Raw genomic sequence first — 20,343 nt, forward strand, 5'->3', positions numbered from 1 at the left:
CTTCATGCTCCTTTCCGTCGTGTCGTTCATCTGAAGTGTTTCCGATGCGGCCGCGCCCGCGCGTGGCAGGCGCGGCAACGCATCACGAATGCGCGTACAGATCGTCGGTGTCCGTCCGCGCGTTCCGTGCGGCGCGCTTGTCGGCCGCGGCGTAGCCGGTGGCACGCGCCGACGCGGCAGCCACGTTGTCGTCCTGCGACTTCGACGGGCCGTTCTGGTCCGAGCGTGCCACCTGCTGCGCCGCGGCGACGGCGCTCTCTGCGGCGGCGATATCGTCCGGGTAATGCGCTTCACTGCCGGCGGGGTTGTAGCCGGCCTTCTCGAGCCGGATGAGGTCGGCGCGCACGTCGGCACGCGTGAGGCCGTGGCCGGTATCGGCGAACGACAATGCAGGGATCGAAACGAGCACGGCAACTGCGAGGATTCGAGCGGCTTTCATGAGATTTCTCCTTGGAGGAAGTTGGGGTATCGATCACTCGGCATCCGGTGCGAACGTCTCGCACCGAACGTTTGCTGCATGTCGACAGTAGAACCCGCTCACGTATCCGGCATGTTTCCGAAACAGGGGCGTTGTGCAATCCGATGTTTCCGCAGCGGTTCCCGATACAGTGCGATACAAACCCGGTAACCAACACACCGCTCGCCCGCCCCCCACCATGAAAAAAGGCGTGCCACGCGCGGCACGCCTTTCCGTCAGACCGATCCGGTCAGGTCACATCAGGGCGCAAGCCGCGTGAACACAAGATCGTGATTCTTCACGCGCGCCTGATGACACGCGAAGCAGGTCTGGTGCTGACCGATATCAGCCGGCACGCCGTTGATGAAGCGCCCGAAGCCCCAGCCGCCCGTCGACGCGTAACGGCGCGAATCCTTCACCATCACCTGCACGGTCGTCGCCTGGCCGGGCACCGTCGCCGGCGCGAACTCTTCGGACTGCTTGCGCTTGTACGCGAGCTTCACGAGGATCGTGCCGTCCGGAAACGGTAGCGTCGACCGTTCGAGCGCGCGGATCGCGACGGGATTGCCGAGGACCACGCGCAATTCGTCGAGCGGCGCCGCTTCCTCGGCCGGCGCGACCATTTCCCACTTGCGGTAGCCGGGCGGGATCGTCACGCCGTAGATCGGCGATGCCGCCGGCTTCGGCTGCTCCGCGAACGCGGCCGGACCGCTCGCCGACCACGCGCCCGCCAGCAGCGCGCCCGCGACGAGCGCACGGCGCGCGCCGCGGCGCAACGCACCCGTGTCTGCCCGCATCACAGGTGTTCCACTTGCAGGATCGCATCCGCGAATGCCTGCGGCGCTTCCTGCGGCAGGTTGTGGCCGATGCCGCCGGTGATGGTCCGGTGCTGATACTTGCCCGTGAACTTCTTCGCATAAGCGGCAGGCTCCGGATGCGGCGCGCCGTTCGCGTCGCCCTCCATCGTGATCGTCGGCACGGTGATGGCCGGGCCGGCGGCGAGCCGCCGCTCGATGTCGTCGTATTGGGCTTCGCCCTTCGCAAGCCCGAGGCGCCAGCGATAGTTGTGGATCACGACGGCCACGTGGTCGGGGTTCTGGAACGATGCGGCGCTGCGCGCGTAGGTTTCGTCGGAGAACTGCCACTTCGGCGACGCGAGCTGCCAGATCAGCTTGTTGAACGCGTCGCGGTTCGCCGCGTAGCCGAGCGCACCGCGCTCGGTCGTGAAGTAGAACTGATACCACCACTGGAATTCCGCCTGCGGCGGCAGCGGCTTGCGGTTCGCCTCCTGGCTGCCGATCAGGTAGCCGCTCACCGACACCAGCGCCTTCACGCGCTGCGGCCAGAGTGCCGCGATGATGTCGGCCGTGCGCGCACCCCAGTCGTAGCCGCCGAACACCGCGCGATCGATCTTCAGCGCATCCATCAGCGCGACGATGTCGACGGCCGTCACCGCCTGCTGGCCGTTGCGCACGGTGTCGGCCGAGCGGAACGTCGTCGACCCGTAGCCGCGCAGGTACGGCACGATCACGCGATAGCCGGCCGCCGTGAGCAGCGGCGCGACTTCCGCGTAGCTGTAGATGTCGTACGGCCAGCCGTGCAGCAGGAACACGACGGGGCCGTTCTTCGGTCCGAGATCCGCATACCCGACGTTCAGCACGCCCGCGTCGATCTGTTGGATCTTGCCGAGCGAGGCCGCGCCGGCCGCGCGCTTCGGCGCAGACGCATCGGGCGCCGACTGCGCGCGTGCCAGCGAGCCGAACCCGAGGTCGGCGAGGCTCAGGCTGGCGAGTGTCGTGCCCAGAATCAGGCGGCGGCGGGTGTTCACGGTATCAGGCATGACGCGTTCTCCATTGTCGATCGCTAAGGAAGTGGCCCGCGGCACGTGCGGGCGTTCAGGTATCGCCGTTCACGGCGGCGGCACGTGGCACCGCGCCGCCCTTGTGAATCGCTTCATCGGTTTTATATCCGAACCATCCGGAGGCTTTGTATCCCAACGTATCTGTGTTCCGGTACGACATACAGCGATTCAAAAATCGCCTGCGAAACGGCGCGTCCCGGGGCCGCGCGGCACACGCGACCCCGTGCGCCGGCGCTTCAGAACAGCTTGACGATCGCCGGCACGCTGAGCACCGCGACGTAATACCCCATGAACTGCACGCCCGTGTTGAATGCAAACAGGCGCGACAGCATCCCGCCGAACAGGCCGACCGTGACGATCACCGCGAGCCCCGGCAACTGTCCTTCCCACACGCCGATCACGACGATCAGCCCCGCGAATGTCGCGATGATCGCCTCGTGGCTCAGCTTGCGCGCGACGAACGCCGCCGCGCGGTGCGCGTGATGCATCGCGAGCGGATACGCGATCAGCACCGCCAGCAGGATCGACAGCAGGCCGTAGCCGAGGAACTCCGGCCAGCTCATCAGCGTATGCAGGTTGTGAATTTGCCCGCTCGCCGCGTCGACCGTGAAGCGCGGCGGCGCATTGAACAGCGGCGCGGCCGGGCCTGCCGCCACCGGGCTCAGCGGCAACCCGAACGCGATCAGCGGAATCAGCGCCTCCGCGATGTAGGTCGCCTCGGTCACGCCGTTGCGCGCGGCGATCACGGTCGTCAGGCGCTGATACGCATGGCGCACGCGCGCGCCAACGATCTCGCCCATCAGCACCGTCATCGCGACCGGGCTGAACACGAAGGTCGCGCTCGACACGACGGCCGTCCCGACCGTCCATCCGACCTGTTCGCGGTCGAGCACCTTCAGCGGATTCGGGAAGTAACCGCGCCAGCCCTTCACGTCCGGCGCGAGCACGAACGTCGACGGCCCGTCGCGACGCATGCGCCGCCGCTCGGCCGGGGACAGGATCGAGAACAGGTCGGCGACCAACGGACCGATCGCGATCCCGAGGAAGTAGCTGACGCTCAGCTTCACGCCGTAACGACCGGTCAGCGCCTGCAGCCCGACCACCAGCATCACGAACGGCACGAGCAGCAGCACCGACGCCCAGCGCCCCGCCGAAAAATATGCGATCCCGACCGCCGCCGCGAGGAACACCCACGGTGCGGCCTTCGCGATCGCCGTGCCGAACGGTGCGAGCAGCGACGCGAACAGCACCGCGAGCGGCAGCGCGACGAACGCGGCGACGATCGCGCCGGAAATCATCTTGCGCAGCGCAATGTGCGGTACGCCGAGCGCGCGCAGCAGCGTCGCCTGCTGCAACAGCGGCGCGGCCATCGTGTCGCCGGGAATGCCGAGCAGCGCCGTCGGGATCGAATGCGTGATGTGCTTGGCCACCGCACCCGCGAGAAAGAACGTGAACACGCCGGCGGGCGGCACGCCGAGCAGCGCGACGAGCAGCGTAAGCGGCGCGATCGTCGTCGTTTCGTCCGTGCCGGAGATCAGGCCGATGCCCGAGAACACGATCGCGCCGAGCAGCCCCATCGCCAGCGCGGACGGCAACGCATGCACGAATGCGTCCATCAGCGGCCTCCCGTGCGCGCCCGCGCGGACGACGCTTCGTAGGAAGCGAACAGGTCGAGCAGCCCGAGTTCTTCCATTTCGGCACGCGCACTCGGTGACAGGTCGTTTGCCGCGCCGAGGCCGCCCGATGCTTCGGCAAGTTGCCGGAGCGCTTCGTCGCGCTCGGGGCCGCCGGCCGCGTGCTCGATCACCGTGCGCTTCGGCTTGAACAGCAACGCGCACAGCACGCCGCCCAGCAGGCAGCCGCCGAGGCCGATCAGCATTGCATAAGCCCGCGCGATGGCCGCATCCTGCACGAACGACGCGAGTGCGAACCGGCCGGCCTCGAAGGCGCCGAGGCTGATCGCGACGCCGAGCAGGACCGACCATGCCAGGTGTTTCGTGGCGACCGTGTCGCCCCACACCTCGACGAGCGTGTCGGCCGACGCATCGACATGCGCGGACGGCCGTCCGCGATGCGGCACCGCCGATACGGCGCTTGAACCGGTCTGTTCCATGTGTCTCCTCCTTGATTGATATGTCGCCGGCCGTACCGGCGCGTCATGCGGCATGCCGCACGACGGCCGCGGATCAGCCGTCGCTGCGCCCTGCCAGCAACGCGACCGCGAAATCCGTGCGCACGTCGTTCGCCGCGACCATCCGTTGCGCGATCCGGTCGATGTCCGCGCCGGTTGCGCCGGCCGCCACCGCGATGTTGCGCGCATGCAGCGCCATGTGGCCGCGCTGGATCCCCTCGGTCGCGAGCGCGCGCAGCGCCCCGAGATTCTGCGCAAGCCCGACCGCGACCGCAATCTCGCCGAGTTCCTGCGCCGACGTCACGTTCATGATCTTCAGCGCGAGACGCGCGAGCGGGTGCGTCTTCGTCGCGCCGCCGACGAGCCCGACCGGCATCGGCATCTCGATCGTGCCCACGAGGTCGCCGTTGTCGGCCTTCTCCCACGTCGTCAGCGACGTGTAGCGGCCGTTGCGGCTCGCATACGCGTGCGCGCCGGCTTCCACCGCGCGCCAGTCGTTGCCGGTCGCGACCACCACCGGATCGATGCCGTTCATGATTCCTTTGTTGTGTGTCGCGGCGCGGTATGGGTCGGTCGCCGCGAATACGTATGCATCGATCACCCGATCGATCACCGCTTCTCCCGAATAGTCGTCGGTCGCGAGCGTCTGCGCCGAGTACCGTACCTCTGCGCGCGCCAGGCGAAGATCGGCGAGGTTGGACAGTATCCGCAACCGTACCTGCCCGCCGGTGATCGCTTCGATGCGGGTCGCGACGGCTTCGGCCATCGTGTTGACCGTATTCGCGCCCATCGCGTCGCGCACGTCGACGATCAGGTGCGCGACCACCATCGCACCGCGCGGCGTGTCGGGAAACACGTGTACCTCGATGTCGCGACAACCGCCGCCGAGGCCGACGAGCACCTTGTCGCGACCGTTCGCCAGTTCGATCAGTTCGGCCGCGTGCCGCAGGATCGCGAGCCGCGCGCCGTACGGGTCGCCGACGCCGATCACCTGCACCTGCGCGCGCATCAGCGGGCCGCTGCTCGACGTGCGAAAGCCGCCGGCCGCGCGGGACAGCTTCGCCATATACGATGCGGCCGCCACGATCGACGGCTCCTCGACGGCCATCGGCACGATCACGTCGCGATCGTTGATCCGGAAGTACCCGGCCACGGCCATCGGCAGCTCGAACGTGCCGATCACGTTCTCGATCATCCCGTTCGCGGTATCGAGCGGCAGCGCGCCCGGCGAAGCGAACAGCGCGTGCTCGGCATCGCCGAGCCCGACGACGCGGGCGAGGTGGGACAAACGTTGTGCAGGTGTCAGCGCACGGAAATTCGGCAACGCGGAATCGATGGACATGATGTCGTTCTGTCTCGGGGTGGCGGTGTGGCCTGCCACGGTTGCGGCGGGCAGCGGATAGCCGAATAATAGTCACGCTGTACCCATTGAAAAGGTACAGACCGACCAGACAGCCGGACATCCGTACCCATGACAGTGAATCCGCCCGACGGAACATCGCGATGAAACAGCGTGCAAGAGCCAGCCTGTCTGGCGCCATGGCGGACAATCTCGCCAGACAGATCGAGGAAGGCGTGTTGCCGGCCGGCGCGAAACTGCCTTCCATCAGGGAATACGCCGAGGCGTCCGGGTGTTCGAAGAACACCGTGATCAGCGCGTTCGAGCTGCTCGCCGCCGATGGCCTGATCGAGCCGCGCCGCGGCTCCGGCTTCTTCGTCACGCGGCGCGCGGCGGCCGCGCCCACCATCGACGAGCCGAGCTCGCTCGACCGCGCGATGGACATCGTGTGGCTGATGCGCGAGCAGCTTCACGAGAAGCCCGACGTGCTCAATCTGGGCGAAGGCTTCCCGCCGATCGAATGGCTCGAGGAGACGCGGCTGAACCAGTACCAGCAGCGCATCATGCGTACCGGCTCCACGTCGCTGTTCCGCTACGGCAGCCGCTTCGGGTATCTGCCGCTGCGCCAGTCGCTGCAGCAGAAGCTCGCCGGCTACGAAATCGAGGCATCGCCCGCGCAGATCGTACTCACGCACGGCGCGAACCAGGCGATGGATCTCGTGCTGCGCTACTTCGTGCGCCCCGGCGACACCGTGCTCGTCGACGACCCGGGCTACTACCCGCTGTTCGGCAAGCTCAAGCTGAGCGGCGCGAACGTCGTGGGCGTGCCGCGCGAGATCGACGGCCCCGATGTCGCGAAGCTGGCCGAGCATATCGCCGCCTACCGGCCGAAGCTGTTCTTCACGCAATCGGTCGGGCACAACCCGACCGCGACCGATACCAGTGCGGCCAAGGCGCACCGCATCCTGCAACTCGCTGAGGCGCACGACCTGATCATCGTCGAGGACGACGCGCTGGCCGACCTTCGGCCACGCTCGCTCACGCGCATCTCGACACTCGATCAGTTGCGCCGCACGATCTATATCGGCAGTTTCTCGAAATCGGTGTCGGCAGCGCTGCGCGTGGGTTTCCTCGCGTGCAATGCGGCACTCGCGAGCGACCTCGCCGACGTGAAGATGCTGACCCATGTGAGCAGCTCCGAGTATTGCGAGCGCACGCTCGACGCAATCGTCAGCGACGGGCATTTTCTCCGGCATACGAATCATCTTCAGGAGAAGCTGCGACGTGCGACCGGCACCGCCCTCGACGCGCTCGACCGGCTCGGCGCACAGGTCTATCGGCCGTGCGAGCAGAACCTGTATCTGTGGGCCGCGATGCCCGGCTGGCCGGATTCGATGGCACTGGCGCAGGCGATGCTGGAGCGCGGCGTGATCCTCGCGCCGGGCGCGGTGTTCTCGCCGCAGGCCGATCAGCCGTCCGCGTATTGCCGGTTCAACGTCGCGTATCTGGCGGACAAGCGGTTTGCGCACGCGTTGAAGACGCTCACGTCGCAATGAACGCGGGCCGGCATCGCAACCGGCCCGCGTTTTCCCGTCAAACCCCGCTTACGCGCTACGCAACGGCCGGAACCCGGCACGCACTTCCCGGGCGAACAGTTCCGGCTCCTCCCAGGCCGCGAAATGCCCGCCCTTGTCGACTTCGTTGAAGTAGATCAGGTTGCGATAGCTGCGCTCGGCCCAGCTGCGCGGCGCCTGGTAGATCTCGCCGGGGAACACCGTGATCGCCGCCGGCAGCGAGATGTCCACCGCGTTGAAGTTGTTCGAGTGATCCTCCCAGTAAATCTGCGCCGCGGACGTCGCCGTGTCGGTCAGCCAGTACAACGAAATGTCGTCGAGAATCTCGTCGCGCGGGATCGAGCGTTCGGGCACGCCGCCGCTGTAGGTCCACTGCGAGATCTTGTCGTACATCCACGCGGCCTGACCCGACGGCGAATCGGCGAGCGCATAGCCGACCGTCTGCGGGCGCGTGACCATCATCGCCGAGTAGCCGCAGTTGTCGCGGTAGAACGTCGCGAGCTTCTCGTACGCGGCCTTCTCCTTCGGCGACAACGATGCCGGTGCCGGCGCGTCGGTCTGGAGCAGCGTCGCGATATCCGGCGGCACCGTCGCCGGCATGTTCACGTGAATCCCGGCCAGGCCCTGCACGCGCTGCATCGCCATCCGGTGCGAGATCACCGAGCCGCAGTCGCCGCCCTGCGACACGAAGCGCGTATAGCCGAGGCGCGCCATCAGCTCGCCCCATGCACGCGCGATGTGATCGGAGCCCCAGCCCGTCTTCGTCGGACGGCCCGAAAAACCGAAACCCGGCAGCGACGGCACGACGACGTGGAACGCATCGTCGGCACTCGCGCCGTGTGCGGTCGGATCCGTCAGCGGGCCGATCGCCTTCAGCAGCTCGACGATCGAACCCGGCCAGCCGTGCGTCATGATCATCGGCATCGCGTTCGCGTGCCGCGAACGCACGTGGATGAAGTGAATGTCGAGCCCGTCGATTTCGGTGATGAACATCGGGAAACCGTTCAGGCGCGCCTCGCCCTTGCGCCAGTCGTAGTCGGTGCCCCAGTAACGGAGCAGCGCCTGCATGCGCGCGAGCCGCACGCCCTGCGATTCGTCGGCGACGGTCTCGCGGCCCGGCCAGCGCGTCGCTGCAATGCGGCGGCGCAGGTCGGCCAGCGCTTCATCGGGGATATGGGCGGTAAACGGACGTATGCCGTCGCCGCCGGTTGCCGCCTGCAGCGCGGTGGGCAGCATCGCGGATACGCCGGCGGCCACGGAAGTGGCCAGCAGGTGGCGACGCATCGGGGAAAACTGTGTGGAAGACATCGTTCGGCATCTCCTTTCGTGAAGTGGAAAGTGAACATGCCGCGCGGCGGGGCGCGCCTTCGCTTTCATTCGGGCGGGCGCCGGTTGCGCGGCGTTGCCCATTTGAAAGGTCTGACGTATCGGGGATGTGTCTGGTTTGTACGCGTTTGTAGCCGGGACGCGACCGCGCCGTCAAGGCGCGATCCAGCGGCCTTCGTAGCCGTCGTCGCTCACGTCGAACACCGCGCGACGATGGCCGTCGCGGGCGAGGTCGAGCCAGTCGATGCGCGTCACCGTGACGTGGAGCAGGCAGAAGTTCCGGTAGCCGTCGTCGGTGGTCGCCGTGCGCGTGCCCGTGCCCGGGCTTGCGGTGACGTGCGCGTCTTCCGGCGACTCGATCGGCGTGCCCGGGCGCAGCGGTGCACGATACAGCAGCAGCGTATGCGGACGGCTCGATTGCCAGACCGCGCGACGTTGTGCTTCGTCGTCGCAAATCGTCGCAACGCCTTCCGCGCGAATCTGCACGAGTGAATCGAGATCGTACGCGACGATCGCGATACGCGGATCGCGGCGCAGCTCCACGACCTTCTCCGAGCGCGCATCGGTATGGAACGACAGCCGATGATCGGCGCGGCTCACCTGCCGCAGCACGATCGTGCGCACCTTCGGCGCGCCGTCGAGGCCGAGCGTCGCGACCTGCACCATGGTGAACGGCGAGCGCTGTACGCCGACGCCGGACTCGAGGCACGACCAGAGGCGGTCGTACGTTTCCGTGAGCGATTCGATATCGATGTCGGACATGATGATCTGGCGATCCTGCGTGGTTCGATCACGCCAGCTTAATCGTTTCGGCGGCGGGATTGCGTTGCAGGCCCCCGCCATGCGGTTCAGTTGTAGCCGAGGACGACCGCTGAGGCGTCGCGCGTGTCGGTCGAATCCGCGCCGAAGCGGCCGAGCACGTCGGCGACGTACTGCGGCCCCGCGCCGATCTGCGACGACTTGTGTTCGACGGGACGGATACCGGCGATGCGCGGCGCTTCATCCATCCGTGCGGTGTCGTTGACGACGATGCTCATGTGTCTCTCCTCCTCACGCGGCCAGCGCCGCACCATACGCGCGCACGAGGCGCGCCACGCCTTCCCGGATCGCGTCGACGTCGGGCGCGGCGAACGACAGCCGAAGCGAAGCGGCGTCGACGTTGTCCGCGAAGAACGCCTTGCCCGGCACGAACACGACCTTGTTCGCGATCGCCTGTTGCAGCAGCACGTCCGACGACACCGCGCCGATCCGCGCCCACACGAACATCCCGCCTTCGGGACGATGGAACGTGATCGCATTGCCGAAGCCGTCGCGCAGCGCGTCGCACATCGCATCGCACTTGCGCTTGTAGGCCGCCGTGATGCGCGGCAGATGACGCTCGAGCGCGCCGGCGGCGAGATATTCGGCGGCGGTGGCTTGCGTCCACGGCGCGCTGCACAGGTCGACCGTCTGCTTCGCGATCACGCAGCGCCGCGCGATTTCGGCCGGCGCGATCGTCCAGCCCACGCGCAGCCCCGGCGCGACGATTTTCGACAGGCTTGCGAAGTGCACGATCCAGTCACGTGCGCCTTCGACTTCGTTCGCGAGCGCCAGCATCGACGGCACCGGTTCTCCCGCGAAACGCAGGTCGCCGTAGGGATCGTCCTCGACGATCAGGAAACGGTATTGCACCGCGAGACGCAGCAGCTTCAGGCGGCGTTCGCGCGCAAGCGTCGCGCCGGTCGGATTCGCGAAGGTCGGCACCGTGTAGAGCAGCTTCGGCTGCACGATCGCGCCGGAGGCAAGTTGCGACGCGAGGCGGTCGACGTCGAGGCCATCGCCATCGACGGGGATCGTCACGATGTGCACCTGCTGCAGGCGCATCGCCGACAGCGTCGCCGGATACGCCGGTTGTTCGGTCAACACGACGTCGCCCGGGGCGACCATCACGCGCAGCAGCAGATCGAGGCCCTGTTGCGAACCGGTCGTGACGAGCAGTTCGGCCGGCGTGCACGTCACGTTGCGGCGCGCCATCAACGCGATCAGTTGCTGCTTCAGTTCAGCGAGGCCGTCGGTCGGGCCGTATTGCAGGCAGCGGACCGGCTGCGCGTACGCGTGTTCGGCAGCCGTGTTCAGGCCGTCGACGTCGAACAGGTCGCTGGCCGGGTAGCCGCCGGCGAACGAAATCATCCCCGGCTCGGAGAGGTACTTGAACAGCTCGCGGATCGGCGAACCGGCGGGATTCTGGAATGAGGGCGTGAACGCGTACATGTCGTCGTGATCTGGGTGGCGGCGACGGCCGGGATAGCCGACAGGGGCCGCCCGCCAACGCGCGCTTCTGGCGCAACGGCGGGAATTCGAGCCACGATTGTCGATAGTCATTAACGCCGCGGCAAACGATATCTATGCACTAGGTCTTGCGGTTTGGTCATCAATTGGCAGGGGTGGCAGCGGGCGTTAGCGCGACCTTGGGGCAAGATTGACCGCAAAGGTAACGATATGCATGCATGGGAAGAGAAGTATCTGAATGGATACGCCGCGGCAAAATCCGAGGCCGACGTGTTTTTGGAATTGACGGCGGATGTGTGAGCACTTGGATTCGAGTATTGTTCGTTCGGCCTGCGCATTCCGTTCCCGGTGACCAATCCGCAGTTCATGCTGCAGCCCAATTATCCGGAGCCCTGGGTCAAGCGCTATGTGAGTCAAAACTACTTTGCCGTCGAGTTGACGGCTCGCGAGCGCGAGTCGCTGCAATGGTCTGCTGCGGGGAAAACCTACGTCGAGATCGGCAAGATCATGCATGTCGACGAGCGCACCGTGAAATTTCACCTCGTCAATGCGATGCGCAAGCTGAATGCGACCAACAAGACTGAAGCCGCGGTCAAGGCGACCATTCTGGGACTCCTGTTCTGACGACATTCTCATCATCGGCCGCGCGCCGACTTTTACAACGCAGCGCCATGCTCGCGGGACGGTAACACCGTCAAAACGGCAACCCCGGTTGCCCGGTTCAATGGTCGGCAGCCTCGCAGCCCGCCCTGATTACCTAGGTAATTGACACGTATAGACCTAGGTAATTGTCCTCCTTACCATGGTTTTCGACGCGAATCCAAGCGCCCACATAAAGAGGACACGACCATGACCACCCAGGACGTCGATACCAGCACGCTACGACGCGTGATCGCCGCAGCCTCGATCGGCAATTTCGTCGAATGGTTCGATTTCGCCGCATACGGCTTTCTCGCCACCATCCTGACGCGCGAATTCTTCCCCAGCGGCGACCCAACGATCGGGCTCCTGAAGACTTTCGCGGTGTTCGCGGTGGCCTTCGCATTCCGCCCGCTGGGCGGCCTCGTCTTCGGCGTGATCGGCGACCGGATCGGACGCAAGCGCACCCTCGCGCTGACGATCCTGATGATGGCCGGCTCGACGACGTTGATCGGCCTGCTCCCGACCTACGCGAGCATCGGCTACTGGGCACCGTTGCTGCTCACGATCATTCGCTGCGTCCAGGGGTTCTCCGCAGGCGGCGAATACGCCGGCGCATGCGCGTACGTGATGGAACATGCACCGCGCCGCCGCCGCGCCTTCTTCGGCAGTTTCGTGCCGGTATCGACCTTCTCGTCGTTCGCTTGCGCGGCGGTGGTGGCCTATCTGCTCGAATCGTCGCTGTCGTCGCAGGCCATGGTCGAATGGGGCTGGCGCGTGCCGTTCCTGATCGCGGCACCGGTCGGCCTCATCGGCGTCTACCTGCGTGTGAACCTGAATGAAACGCCCGCGTTCCAGGCGCTCGAAGGCAAGCACGACATCGCGCATGCCCCGCTGATGGAAACGCTGCACTCGCAGTCGTTGAATATCCTGAAGCTCGGCGCGTTCGTGTCCGTGACGGCGCTGTCGTTCTATACGTTCACGACGTATTTCGCGACCTACCTTCAAGTGGCCGGGCACTTGTCTCGCGGCACGTCGCTTCTCGTGACGGTGCTCGCGCTCTTCTTCGCCGCGGCCCTGTGCCCGGTCGCCGGCTTGTTCTCCGACCTCGTCGGCCGCCGCGCGACGATCGCCACGACCGGCATCTTCATCATCGTGTCGGTTTATCCGGCGTTCTCGCTCGGCGGCTCGGGCGTGCTGTCGCAATCGATGATCGGCGTCGCGCTGCTTGCGATCGGCGCGGTGTTCTCGGGCGTGGTGACGGCACCGCTGATGTCGGAAGTGTTCGCGACGAAAACGCGCTACACGGCATCGGCGATCACGTACAACCTCGCCTACACGATCTTCGGCGGTACCGCGCCGCTCGTCGCCACGTGGCTGATCTCCGCGACCGGCACGAACCTGTCGCCCGCGTACTACCTGATCGCCGTGTCGCTCTTCGCGATGATCGGCGGCCTGTCCCTGCCGGAAACGTCGAAGACGGCACTCGAGGAAGCCGGTCCGGCGATCGCGGGCGCCGCCCGGTCCGCCAAGCGCGGCGTCGAAGGCGCCGTTTGAGCACGGGCGCCGCTTCCGCAGCCTGTCCGCAAGCATCCAACGCATCGACAGACACCATGACCAGCCTTCACGACTCCAGCATCATCATCGACGGCCTGAACATTTCCCGATTCGAGCGTTCGGTGTTCGAAGACATGCGCACGGGCGGCGTCACTGCCGTCAACTGCACGGTCTCCGTGTGGGAAGACTTCCAGAAGACGATCGACAACATCGCGGAAATGAAGCAGCAGATCCGCGAATACGGCGAAATCCTCACGCTCGTGCGCACGACGGACGATATCGTGCGCGCGAAGCGGGAGAACAAGACCGGCATCATTCTCGGCTTCCAGAACTCGTATGCGTTCGAGGACAACCTCGGCTATATCGAGGTATTCAAGGAACTCGGCGTGAATGTGGTGCAGCTCTGCTACAACACGCAGAACCTCGTCGGCACGGGTTCCTACGAACCCGACGGCGGGCTGTCCGGATACGGCCGCGAAGTGATTCAGGAGATGAACCGGGTCGGCATCATGGTGGATCTCTCGCACGTCGGCGCGAAGACGTCGTCCGACGCGATCGCCTGTTCGAAGAAGCCGGTCACCTATTCGCACTGCTGCCCGTCCGCGCTGAAGGCGCATCCGCGCAACAAGACGGACGATCAGCTGCGCGAGATCGCGGAAGCAAACGGCTTCGTGGGCGTGACGATGTTCATGCCGTTCCTGCGACGCGGCGCCGACGCGACCATCGACGATTATCTGGAAGCGATCGAATATGTGATCGACTTGATCGGCGAGGACAAGGTCGGTATCGGCACGGACTTCACGCAGGGCTACAGCACCGAGTTCTTCGACTGGATCACGCACGACAAGGGCCGCTATCGTCGCCTGACGGATTTCGGCAAGGTCGTCAATCCGGAAGGCATCCGAACGATCGGCGAATTCCCGAACCTCACGGCCGCGATGCAACGCGCCGGCTGGAGCGAATCGCGCATCCGCAAAGTGATGGGCGAGAACTGGCTGCGGGTGTTCGGCGAAGTCTGGAACGGCTGAATCGTACGACGCATACACACCCGCCATGCAACCGCAATTGCCCATCGACGTCGATCCGGACACCGGTGTCTGGACCACCGACGCGCTGCCGATGCTGTACGTGCCGCGTCACTTCTTCACGAACAATCATGTCGCCGTCGAGGAAGCGCTCGGCCGCACCGCCTACGCGTCGATTCTCTACACGGCCGGCTACAAGTCCGCCCATCACTGGTGCGACAAGGAAGCGAAGCAGCACGGCATCGGCGGCATGGCCGTGTTCGAACATTATCTGAAACGGCTGTCGCAGCGCGGCTGGGGCGTGTTCAGCATCGCGGAAGCCGATCCGGCGACGTCGCATGCGCGCATCCATCTGCACCACTCGTCGTTCGTGCTGGCGCAGCCCGACAAGCACGGCAAGCTCTGCTACATGTTCGCGGGCTGGTTCGCCGGCGCGATGGACTGGGTCAACGACACCGCGCTCGACACGGCGGGCAAGGGCCCGCGCGCGCATGCTTCGGAGGTCCGGTGCGCGGGAGAAGGACACTACTGCTGTGTCTTTCATGTCGGGCGCAAACCGTTGCAAGCGCTACAATCCGACGGGAGCGAACCCGCCCGATAGCCTTGGTCCGAACACGGTTCGGACCCGTCGACAAGATGCCGACCATGACCGACACGATGCCAAGCCTCGACTACGAAGATCTCTTCAGGCATCTGCCCGTCGCGGCCATCGTCGCCAGGGAACGCATCATGGTCGACTGCAACGAGAAGGCGCTGCAACTGTTCCGGGCGACCCGCGACGACATCATCGACCAGTCGTTCGCGAAGCTGTATCCGCAGCAGAAGGACTTCGCGACGACGGGCCGCCGCCTCGCGCCGCTGCTCGCGAAACATGCGGGGTTCAGCGACGATCGCATCATGCGTCGCGTCGACGGCAGTCATTTCTGGGTCACCGTGTGCGGCTTCGGCTACAACCCGAAGCGGCCCTTCGAGCTGGCCATCTGGACCTTCACCGACCTGTCGGAGAACGCAAAGCATCCCGACGTCACCAGCACCTTGACCGATCGCGAGCGCGACGTCGCGGCATTCCTGGTTCACGGGCTCACCAGCAAGGAAATCGGCAAGGAACTGAGCATCAGCCCGCGCACGGTCGATATTCATCGCGCGAGCTTGTTGAGGAAATACGAGGTGCGCACGACCCACGAACTGATCGCGTGCCTGCTGGCGTGAGTTGCGCGCGCGAGAGCGGCGCATCCTGCATCCCCGCTCCGAAAAAAAGGGGCATCGCGGGAAACCGTGGAGCGTTTGAGGGCGATTGCGGCCTCCGCTGTCGCACGGGTGATGGCAACCGACTACCCGACACCCGCGCCGACAGCGGCACGGGATTCAGACCGTCGCCAGCACCAGACGTGTGGGTGTCTCTCCGAGAAGCAGCGCATCGGTGCGGTTCGCGAAATAAAGCTGATTCAAATCGCTCGGCGCCCATGTGGTGCAGTTGCCGAAACCCAGCGAGACCAACGTTCCGGCAAGCACCTCGGACTCGAAGAAGCTCTTCCATGGCTCCCCGCGCTCGGCGAATTGCACCGTCATCTGCTCCATCGCGATACGCAGGATCGGAGGCAGGCTCGACAGCGGTCGCGCATAGTCGAACAGCACCGCGCTGCCTTCGGCACGGTCGGCGATGAAGCGCAACGTATCGATGACGGCCGCCTCGTCGAGATACATCGTCACCCCGAGCCAACTGAATAAGGTCGGTGCATCCGCATCGAAACCGGCACGCGCAAGACCTTCGGCCAAGCCGACGCGCTCGAAATCAACCGGCACGAAATGCAGCGACGGCGGCACCGCGATGCCGGCCTCGCGCAAGCGCGCCTGCTTCCACGCCTGCGTCGCCGGCAGATCGACTTCGAAGATACGCCCTGGCGCGTCGGGATGCCGGTATGCGCTGGTGTCCAGCCCCGCGCCGAGCACCACATACTGGCGAATACCCCGTTCAAGCGCCGCTGCCCACACGTCGTCGGCCAGCCGGCTACGCACGATCACCGAGCTGCGCAGCCCGACCGAAGCCGGATGCCGGAACCGGTCGATGTCGTCGCGCACGGCCTGAGCTTCAGCCGCGCCGAGGACAGCCAGGGCAACCGGATCGTCCAGCACCAGCGGCCGATCGAGCAACTGGTGCGCAGCACGCTGCGTGGCCACCATCAACGCGCTCGGCTTGGGCGCGGCGTTGGCCGAGATCACGTCATGGCCGGCGAAATTCGCCTTGTGCAGATAGGCGAGCAACGCATCGTCGATGCCGACGCCGAGTTGCAGATCCGGTTCACGCATCATCACATCGAGTACGCGCGTCTCGAGCACCGTGTCCTCTCCGCAGAAGCTGTCGCGAAATAGTTGCTGCCAGCGCTTGACGACCGACTGTACCGGTGCCGCACCCGCATCGACTCCGGCTTCCATCAGAGCGCGCAAATCGCCTACCAGCGTGGGCCACGCGCGACTTTTCATCATCGCGAACTGGCGACGCCGCACCTCGTCCATCTGCGACGCGCCGAGATACTTCGCGAACAGCGCGCAGCGCGCGTGCACGAATGCTTCATCGATCCACGCGAGCATCTGCGCCGTGATGCCGACGAGTTGCGGTGCACGCGGCTCGTCGAGCTGCATCGTCATCAGCTTGGCGGCGAGCGTCGGGTCGTTGCGGGTCATCCGGACCACGAGCCGGATCCAGCGCCACGCGAGCGCAATGGCCGCGTCGCCGTCGGTCGACAACGGCCGCTGCACGGCCTCGCGAACTTCGTCGATGAGCGCCGACCATGCCGGATCGGTCGACGGCATCGACGCCGGCCCGGCTGCCAGCAGCGCATCGAATTCGTCGTCATCGAGGTGTTTTTGAACCATGTTCATTAGCTCCAGAGCATTCAGCCAGTCGGTCGTCGTGGTCTCGCCGTCGGTGGCGATCATGTCCACGATGTATCGCAGGTGACGACCGAGGCGATGCGCGCGTGCCGCCCGTGCGTCGAGCTCCGCGATCTGGCGCTGCAGAAGCTGAAGCGGCGCATCTGCGTACTGACCATCGAGGCTGGCCTTGATGTCCGGAAGCGAATACCCAAATTGCTTCAATGCCTCGATCCGATGCAGCCGGATGAGATCGTCCCGCCCGTACAGGCGCGCGCCACCGTCGGTGCGCTGCGACGGCGACAGCAATCCGATTGCATCGTAGTGATGCAACGCACGGACGCTCAATCCCGCCTTCTTCGCCAGATCGCCGATTTTCAGTCGCATTTTTCCCAGTCGTCGGTATCGACCATAAAAGCTGACATCACGTCAGTTGCAAGCGAAATCGCAAAGGTTGCGTGGGCAACGCTCGACACGGAAATAGTTTTCGCTATGATCTGCGATCGTTGCTCTACGACAAGCGCATGCACCCTGACAAATGGTCCGTGCTGCGAGTTTGCATTCGTCATCGTGTCGCCGTCGATGCGTTAGTACCCACTCATGATCTCGATGATCGCTTCGATTTCCACCGACATCCCATTGGGTAGCGAACCCATCCCAACCGCCGACCTGGCGTGTCGACCGCGGTCGCCCAGAACCTCCACAAACAGGTCTGAACAGCCATTAATGACCTTTGGATGATCGCAAAAATCCGGCTCGGCGTTCACCATGCCGAAGATTTTCAAAACGCCCGCCACGTGATCAAGGGACCCTGCCGCCTGCCGAATTGTCGACAACAGCTGCAGACCCACTTGACGGGCATCGGCATAGCCACGATCGACACTGTAGTTCCGGCCTAATTTCCCCTTGATAACCGCACCAGAAGCATCGCGAGGCCCCTGACCGGACAAATAAAGAATCTGGCCGGATCGTCGCCAACTCATGAAGTTGGCGATTGGTGAAGGAATTGGAGGCAGCACTAACCCTAAACTTTTGAGTCGCTCTTCGGTAGTCATAGCAGTCTTGGTTTTAGTGGTCGGTTTGAACCGGAAAGGCGCAACGGCTTCGGTTATCAGTTTGGCACATCTGTCGACGTCGTCTTCACAATCACTTCCGTGTGAGTGAGGCGATCTTCCTCGTATGACGACGTTCGACTTGCTCACAACGGTCCGTGAATCTGGGTAATCGGTTCAAGACCGCTGCCAGTCTGACGCCGTCGATGTCAAACGGAACGAGTGTCCCGTGCGTTGTCTTGTGGTACGCGCCGAGTCATGGCTGCGTCGAACGTTCGGCGTGCGGGGCGGCAGTTTGGACCGCGACGTGAACGCGCTTCGCCGCGTGCCGGGCATGGCGGTTCGCGGCCAGCGTGATGAGCAGCGCGGCGAACTCGCACAGTCCACCGATCGCGCCGATGTCCGTCACAGAGCGGTACGCAACGATGAACGACCCGAGCGCCGCGCCGAGCGCGAAGCCCAGATACGTGAACGATGAATTGAGCGACAGCGAGACTGGCGCGACGTCAAGGCCGGCGATGCCGATCAGATTGGTTTGCTGGGCCGGGTTGAACGCCCAGCCCGCCGCGCCCCACGCGGCGATCGCGATGAGGATCGCGATTCGCGCATGCGCGGGTTCCAGGTGCAGCGCACTGGCGGTCAGGCTCCCATACGACAGCATCATCACGATCAGGCAGACGATCAGCACCCTCCCGCTGCCGAAGCGATCGGTTGCACGGCCGCTGATGAACACGCCGACGCCGGCAAACACGCCGTACAACAGCAGCACGGCGCCCACTTGCGCGCAGCTGAAGCCGGGGCGGCCCGTCAGGAACGGCGCCAGATAGGGATAGATGGACCAGATGCCCGCGGCCCATAGGATCGTAATGAGCAGCGTGACCAGCACGGCAGGCTGCCGCCCGACGGCCACACGTTGCGCGAGCGACGGTACCGACAGGTACGTGCCGATCCCGCGCGGCAAGCCGACCATCACCCCGAGCGTCACGACCGCGGACAGCACACCGATGCCGGCGAACGTCGCTCGCCAGCCGAATTGACCGCCGATCCACGCGCCGAGCGGCACGCCGAGTGCGACGGCGACTGTAACCCCGCCATGGACGGTCGCGAGCGCGCGCCCCCTACGCTCCGGCGTAACGAGCGAGCCGGCGAGCGCATTCGCGCTGGGCATATACAGGCCCGCCGACACGGCCAGCAGGACGCGCGCGGCCAGCAGCGACAGATAGCCGGGCGATGCACAAGCCGCGAAATTGGCGGCGGTGAAGCACAGCAGCGCGACGATCAGGAAGCGCCGCCGGTTGACGCCTGCACTAACCGTCGTCAGGATCGGCGAGCTGATCGCATAGGATAGGGAAAAGACGGTGACGAGCTGCCCCGCCACCGCGACGGTGATGGACAGATCCGTCGCGATGATCGGCAGCAGCCCCGCGAGCATGAATCCTTCGGTTCCAATCGCAAAGGCGCCCAACGCCAGGAAATACAGCGAAGCGTTCTGTTTCAGTTCGGCGGCTGACGCCATGAAATCGTCTCCCTACTGATGAATCCGGAAAGTGGACGCATTCGCGCGCGCCGGTCGCGCTGCGCCAGCGCGCGGTCGACGGGCGGAGCACGTGGTGGCCATGCACATACGCGTCGTTCGGATCACGAGCCTGCTCCAGCGCCAAGCCATGCCCGGACCGCCTCGTCGGTATCGAACATAAAAGCTGACGTAACGTCAGGTGCAAGCGAAATCGGAAAGAGTGCGTGAGCAACGCTTGACAAAGGCTGCCGCGCGACCGGCAAATCCGGCAGGATCGACTACGTGCTCGCGACAAGAAGATCGGGAACGCGGATCAAGGGCCGTATCCGAGGAACCAGTCAATCCAGGCGCCAGCATCGACGGCTGGGGGTGCTCGACGCCATCAGCGTTTATTTCCGCCACGGTACGCCCGGGCTGGGCCGCGACGTCGAGACGTATCAAAACCCGGAGTGGGGGTTTCGTCGACGCGAAGGCGCTACGAGGCATGCGCTATGTCGATGCCGTGCCGCAACGACAACAGGATGTCGAGGGCGACAAGTTCTCGATGGCCGACATCACCGTCATCGGTGGTTTAATCTTTGCGATGCTGGTGAAGCTGCCGGTGCATGACGAATGCGAGGCGACTCGAGCCTGGTGCGCGAGAATGCCGGAGCGCGAGAGCGTGCGGGATCCGCCCGTATTCGCTACCCGTTGACCCGAGCCGGTTGCAGGCGGTCACATGAGGAAT

Annotated in this window: 19 protein-coding genes and 2 pseudogenes; 7 read left to right on the top strand and 14 right to left on the bottom strand. The window is 65.2% G+C overall.

Annotated elements, in window-relative coordinates; genetic code table 11:
* Positions 1–82: 82 nt before the first annotated feature.
* The 6 genes from BTE28158_RS24495 to BTE28158_RS24520 all read right to left on the bottom strand — a co-directional run bounded on the left by BTE28158_RS24495 (position 83) and on the right by BTE28158_RS24520 (position 5,791).
* A complete protein-coding gene (locus tag BTE28158_RS24495; RefSeq protein WP_151050718.1) occupies positions 83–439 on the bottom strand; it encodes a DUF4148 domain-containing protein in 357 nt (118 codons plus the stop codon).
* Positions 440–717: 278 nt separating this feature from the next.
* The gene (locus tag BTE28158_RS24500) at positions 718–1,254 is read right to left on the bottom strand and encodes a cytochrome P460 family protein (protein ID WP_174920144.1); all 537 of its coding nucleotides are present in this window, start codon (positions 1,252–1,254) and stop codon (positions 718–720) included.
* Positions 1,254–2,297, bottom strand: a complete 1,044-nt coding sequence (locus BTE28158_RS24505; RefSeq protein ID WP_124901471.1) for an alpha/beta fold hydrolase — start codon at positions 2,295–2,297, stop codon at positions 1,254–1,256. The genes BTE28158_RS24500 and BTE28158_RS24505 overlap by 1 nt, the downstream gene beginning before the upstream one ends.
* Positions 2,298–2,554: 257 nt before the next feature.
* Positions 2,555–3,934: a tripartite tricarboxylate transporter permease gene (locus tag BTE28158_RS24510; protein ID WP_151048222.1), complete on the bottom strand. Its 1,380-nt coding sequence runs from the start codon at positions 3,932–3,934 to the stop codon at positions 2,555–2,557.
* The gene (locus BTE28158_RS24515) at positions 3,934–4,431 is read right to left on the bottom strand and encodes a hypothetical protein (protein ID WP_151048223.1); all 498 of its coding nucleotides are present in this window, start codon (positions 4,429–4,431) and stop codon (positions 3,934–3,936) included. Before BTE28158_RS24515 ends, BTE28158_RS24510 begins: the two co-directional genes overlap by 1 nt.
* Before the next feature lie 73 nt (positions 4,432–4,504).
* The gene (locus BTE28158_RS24520; RefSeq protein ID WP_151048224.1) at positions 4,505–5,791 is read right to left on the bottom strand and encodes a hydroxymethylglutaryl-CoA reductase, degradative; all 1,287 of its coding nucleotides are present in this window, start codon (positions 5,789–5,791) and stop codon (positions 4,505–4,507) included.
* A 161-nt stretch (positions 5,792–5,952) separates the two neighbouring features.
* On the opposite strand from BTE28158_RS24520, the gene BTE28158_RS24525 reads away from it, so the two are divergent.
* Positions 5,953–7,344 (top strand): aminotransferase-like domain-containing protein, encoded by a 1,392-nt coding sequence (locus tag BTE28158_RS24525; protein ID WP_151048226.1) that lies wholly within the window; start codon positions 5,953–5,955, stop codon positions 7,342–7,344.
* Positions 7,345–7,392: 48 nt separating this feature from the next.
* Here BTE28158_RS24525 and BTE28158_RS24530 read toward each other — a convergent pair whose 3' ends face one another.
* The 4 genes from BTE28158_RS24530 to BTE28158_RS24545 form a co-directional block, all read right to left on the bottom strand.
* Positions 7,393–8,670: an epoxide hydrolase family protein gene (locus tag BTE28158_RS24530; protein WP_151048228.1), complete on the bottom strand. Its 1,278-nt coding sequence runs from the start codon at positions 8,668–8,670 to the stop codon at positions 7,393–7,395.
* Between the two features lie 171 nt (positions 8,671–8,841).
* Positions 8,842–9,450, bottom strand: a complete 609-nt coding sequence (locus tag BTE28158_RS24535) for a pyridoxamine 5'-phosphate oxidase family protein (RefSeq protein ID WP_151048230.1) — start codon at positions 9,448–9,450, stop codon at positions 8,842–8,844.
* An 86-nt stretch (positions 9,451–9,536) separates the two neighbouring features.
* A complete protein-coding gene (locus BTE28158_RS24540) occupies positions 9,537–9,725 on the bottom strand; it encodes a hypothetical protein (protein WP_151048232.1) in 189 nt (62 codons plus the stop codon).
* Positions 9,726–9,738: 13 nt separating this feature from the next.
* Positions 9,739–10,938 carry an aminotransferase-like domain-containing protein gene (locus BTE28158_RS24545; RefSeq protein WP_151048233.1) on the bottom strand — a complete coding sequence of 400 codons (1,200 nt, stop codon included), beginning with the start codon at positions 10,936–10,938 and terminating at the stop codon, positions 9,739–9,741.
* Positions 10,939–11,271: 333 nt separating this feature from the next.
* Here BTE28158_RS24545 and BTE28158_RS24550 point away from each other — a divergent pair.
* The 5 genes and pseudogenes from BTE28158_RS24550 to BTE28158_RS24570 form a co-directional block, all read left to right on the top strand.
* Positions 11,272–11,580 (top strand): annotated as a pseudogene (locus tag BTE28158_RS24550) (helix-turn-helix transcriptional regulator); the annotation flags it as partial.
* A gap of 225 nt (positions 11,581–11,805) precedes the next feature.
* Complete coding sequence (locus BTE28158_RS24555; protein WP_151048234.1) at positions 11,806–13,152, top strand: MFS transporter; 1,347 nt, start codon at positions 11,806–11,808, stop codon at positions 13,150–13,152.
* A 56-nt stretch (positions 13,153–13,208) separates the two neighbouring features.
* Complete coding sequence (locus tag BTE28158_RS24560) at positions 13,209–14,180, top strand: dipeptidase (RefSeq protein ID WP_151048236.1); 972 nt, start codon at positions 13,209–13,211, stop codon at positions 14,178–14,180.
* Positions 14,181–14,205: 25 nt separating this feature from the next.
* Positions 14,206–14,778 carry a DUF5943 domain-containing protein gene (locus BTE28158_RS24565; protein ID WP_151048237.1) on the top strand — a complete coding sequence of 191 codons (573 nt, stop codon included), beginning with the start codon at positions 14,206–14,208 and terminating at the stop codon, positions 14,776–14,778.
* A gap of 35 nt (positions 14,779–14,813) precedes the next feature.
* Positions 14,814–15,386, top strand: a complete 573-nt coding sequence (locus tag BTE28158_RS24570; protein ID WP_124620675.1) for a PAS and helix-turn-helix domain-containing protein — start codon at positions 14,814–14,816, stop codon at positions 15,384–15,386.
* Between the two features lie 156 nt (positions 15,387–15,542).
* On the opposite strand, the gene BTE28158_RS24575 is transcribed toward BTE28158_RS24570, so the two are convergent.
* From BTE28158_RS24575 to BTE28158_RS24590, 4 genes are all read right to left on the bottom strand, one after another.
* Positions 15,543–17,435: an SAM-dependent methyltransferase gene (locus BTE28158_RS24575; RefSeq protein ID WP_151048239.1), complete on the bottom strand. Its 1,893-nt coding sequence runs from the start codon at positions 17,433–17,435 to the stop codon at positions 15,543–15,545.
* Positions 17,426–17,617: a hypothetical protein gene (locus BTE28158_RS24580; RefSeq protein WP_151048241.1), complete on the bottom strand. Its 192-nt coding sequence runs from the start codon at positions 17,615–17,617 to the stop codon at positions 17,426–17,428. Before BTE28158_RS24580 ends, BTE28158_RS24575 begins: the two co-directional genes overlap by 10 nt.
* An 18-nt stretch (positions 17,618–17,635) precedes the next feature.
* Positions 17,636–18,103: a RidA family protein gene (locus BTE28158_RS24585; RefSeq protein WP_151048243.1), complete on the bottom strand. Its 468-nt coding sequence runs from the start codon at positions 18,101–18,103 to the stop codon at positions 17,636–17,638.
* A gap of 253 nt (positions 18,104–18,356) precedes the next feature.
* On the bottom strand, positions 18,357–19,616 hold the full coding sequence (locus tag BTE28158_RS24590) for an MFS transporter (RefSeq protein WP_151048245.1): 1,260 nt from the start codon (positions 19,614–19,616) through the stop codon (positions 18,357–18,359).
* Positions 19,617–19,979: 363 nt separating this feature from the next.
* Here BTE28158_RS24590 and BTE28158_RS24595 point away from each other — a divergent pair.
* A pseudogene (locus BTE28158_RS24595) lies at positions 19,980–20,310 on the top strand (glutathione S-transferase family protein); the annotation flags it as partial.
* Positions 20,311–20,343 lie beyond the last annotated feature (33 nt).

The sequence above is a fragment of the Burkholderia diffusa genome, assembly GCF_902499115.1.
GTDB lineage: Bacteria > Pseudomonadota > Gammaproteobacteria > Burkholderiales > Burkholderiaceae > Burkholderia > Burkholderia diffusa.

Excerpts from the sequence above, each read along its gene's own strand:
- BTE28158_RS24500 (WP_174920144.1), bottom strand. The coding sequence starts at position 1,254 with ATGCGGGCAGACACGGGTGCGTTGCGCCGCGGCGCGCGCCGTGCGCTC.
- BTE28158_RS24495 (WP_151050718.1), bottom strand. The coding sequence starts at position 439 with ATGAAAGCCGCTCGAATCCTCGCAGTTGCCGTGCTCGTTTCGATCCCT.
- BTE28158_RS24535 (WP_151048230.1), bottom strand. The coding sequence starts at position 9,450 with ATGTCCGACATCGATATCGAATCGCTCACGGAAACGTACGACCGCCTC.
- BTE28158_RS24560 (WP_151048236.1), top strand. The coding sequence starts at position 13,209 with ATGACCAGCCTTCACGACTCCAGCATCATCATCGACGGCCTGAACATT.
- BTE28158_RS24530 (WP_151048228.1), bottom strand. The coding sequence starts at position 8,670 with ATGTCTTCCACACAGTTTTCCCCGATGCGTCGCCACCTGCTGGCCACT.
- BTE28158_RS24565 (WP_151048237.1), top strand. The coding sequence starts at position 14,206 with ATGCAACCGCAATTGCCCATCGACGTCGATCCGGACACCGGTGTCTGG.
- BTE28158_RS24545 (WP_151048233.1), bottom strand. The coding sequence starts at position 10,938 with ATGTACGCGTTCACGCCCTCATTCCAGAATCCCGCCGGTTCGCCGATC.
- BTE28158_RS24575 (WP_151048239.1), bottom strand. The coding sequence starts at position 17,435 with ATGCGACTGAAAATCGGCGATCTGGCGAAGAAGGCGGGATTGAGCGTC.
- BTE28158_RS24520 (WP_151048224.1), bottom strand. The coding sequence starts at position 5,791 with ATGTCCATCGATTCCGCGTTGCCGAATTTCCGTGCGCTGACACCTGCA.
- BTE28158_RS24580 (WP_151048241.1), bottom strand. The coding sequence starts at position 17,617 with ATGACGAATGCAAACTCGCAGCACGGACCATTTGTCAGGGTGCATGCG.
- BTE28158_RS24555 (WP_151048234.1), top strand. The coding sequence starts at position 11,806 with ATGACCACCCAGGACGTCGATACCAGCACGCTACGACGCGTGATCGCC.
- BTE28158_RS24585 (WP_151048243.1), bottom strand. The coding sequence starts at position 18,103 with ATGACTACCGAAGAGCGACTCAAAAGTTTAGGGTTAGTGCTGCCTCCA.
- BTE28158_RS24570 (WP_124620675.1), top strand. The coding sequence starts at position 14,814 with ATGCCGACCATGACCGACACGATGCCAAGCCTCGACTACGAAGATCTC.
- BTE28158_RS24540 (WP_151048232.1), bottom strand. The coding sequence starts at position 9,725 with ATGAGCATCGTCGTCAACGACACCGCACGGATGGATGAAGCGCCGCGC.
- BTE28158_RS24515 (WP_151048223.1), bottom strand. The coding sequence starts at position 4,431 with ATGGAACAGACCGGTTCAAGCGCCGTATCGGCGGTGCCGCATCGCGGA.
- BTE28158_RS24510 (WP_151048222.1), bottom strand. The coding sequence starts at position 3,934 with ATGGACGCATTCGTGCATGCGTTGCCGTCCGCGCTGGCGATGGGGCTG.
- BTE28158_RS24590 (WP_151048245.1), bottom strand. The coding sequence starts at position 19,616 with ATGGCGTCAGCCGCCGAACTGAAACAGAACGCTTCGCTGTATTTCCTG.
- BTE28158_RS24525 (WP_151048226.1), top strand. The coding sequence starts at position 5,953 with ATGAAACAGCGTGCAAGAGCCAGCCTGTCTGGCGCCATGGCGGACAAT.
- BTE28158_RS24505 (WP_124901471.1), bottom strand. The coding sequence starts at position 2,297 with ATGCCTGATACCGTGAACACCCGCCGCCGCCTGATTCTGGGCACGACA.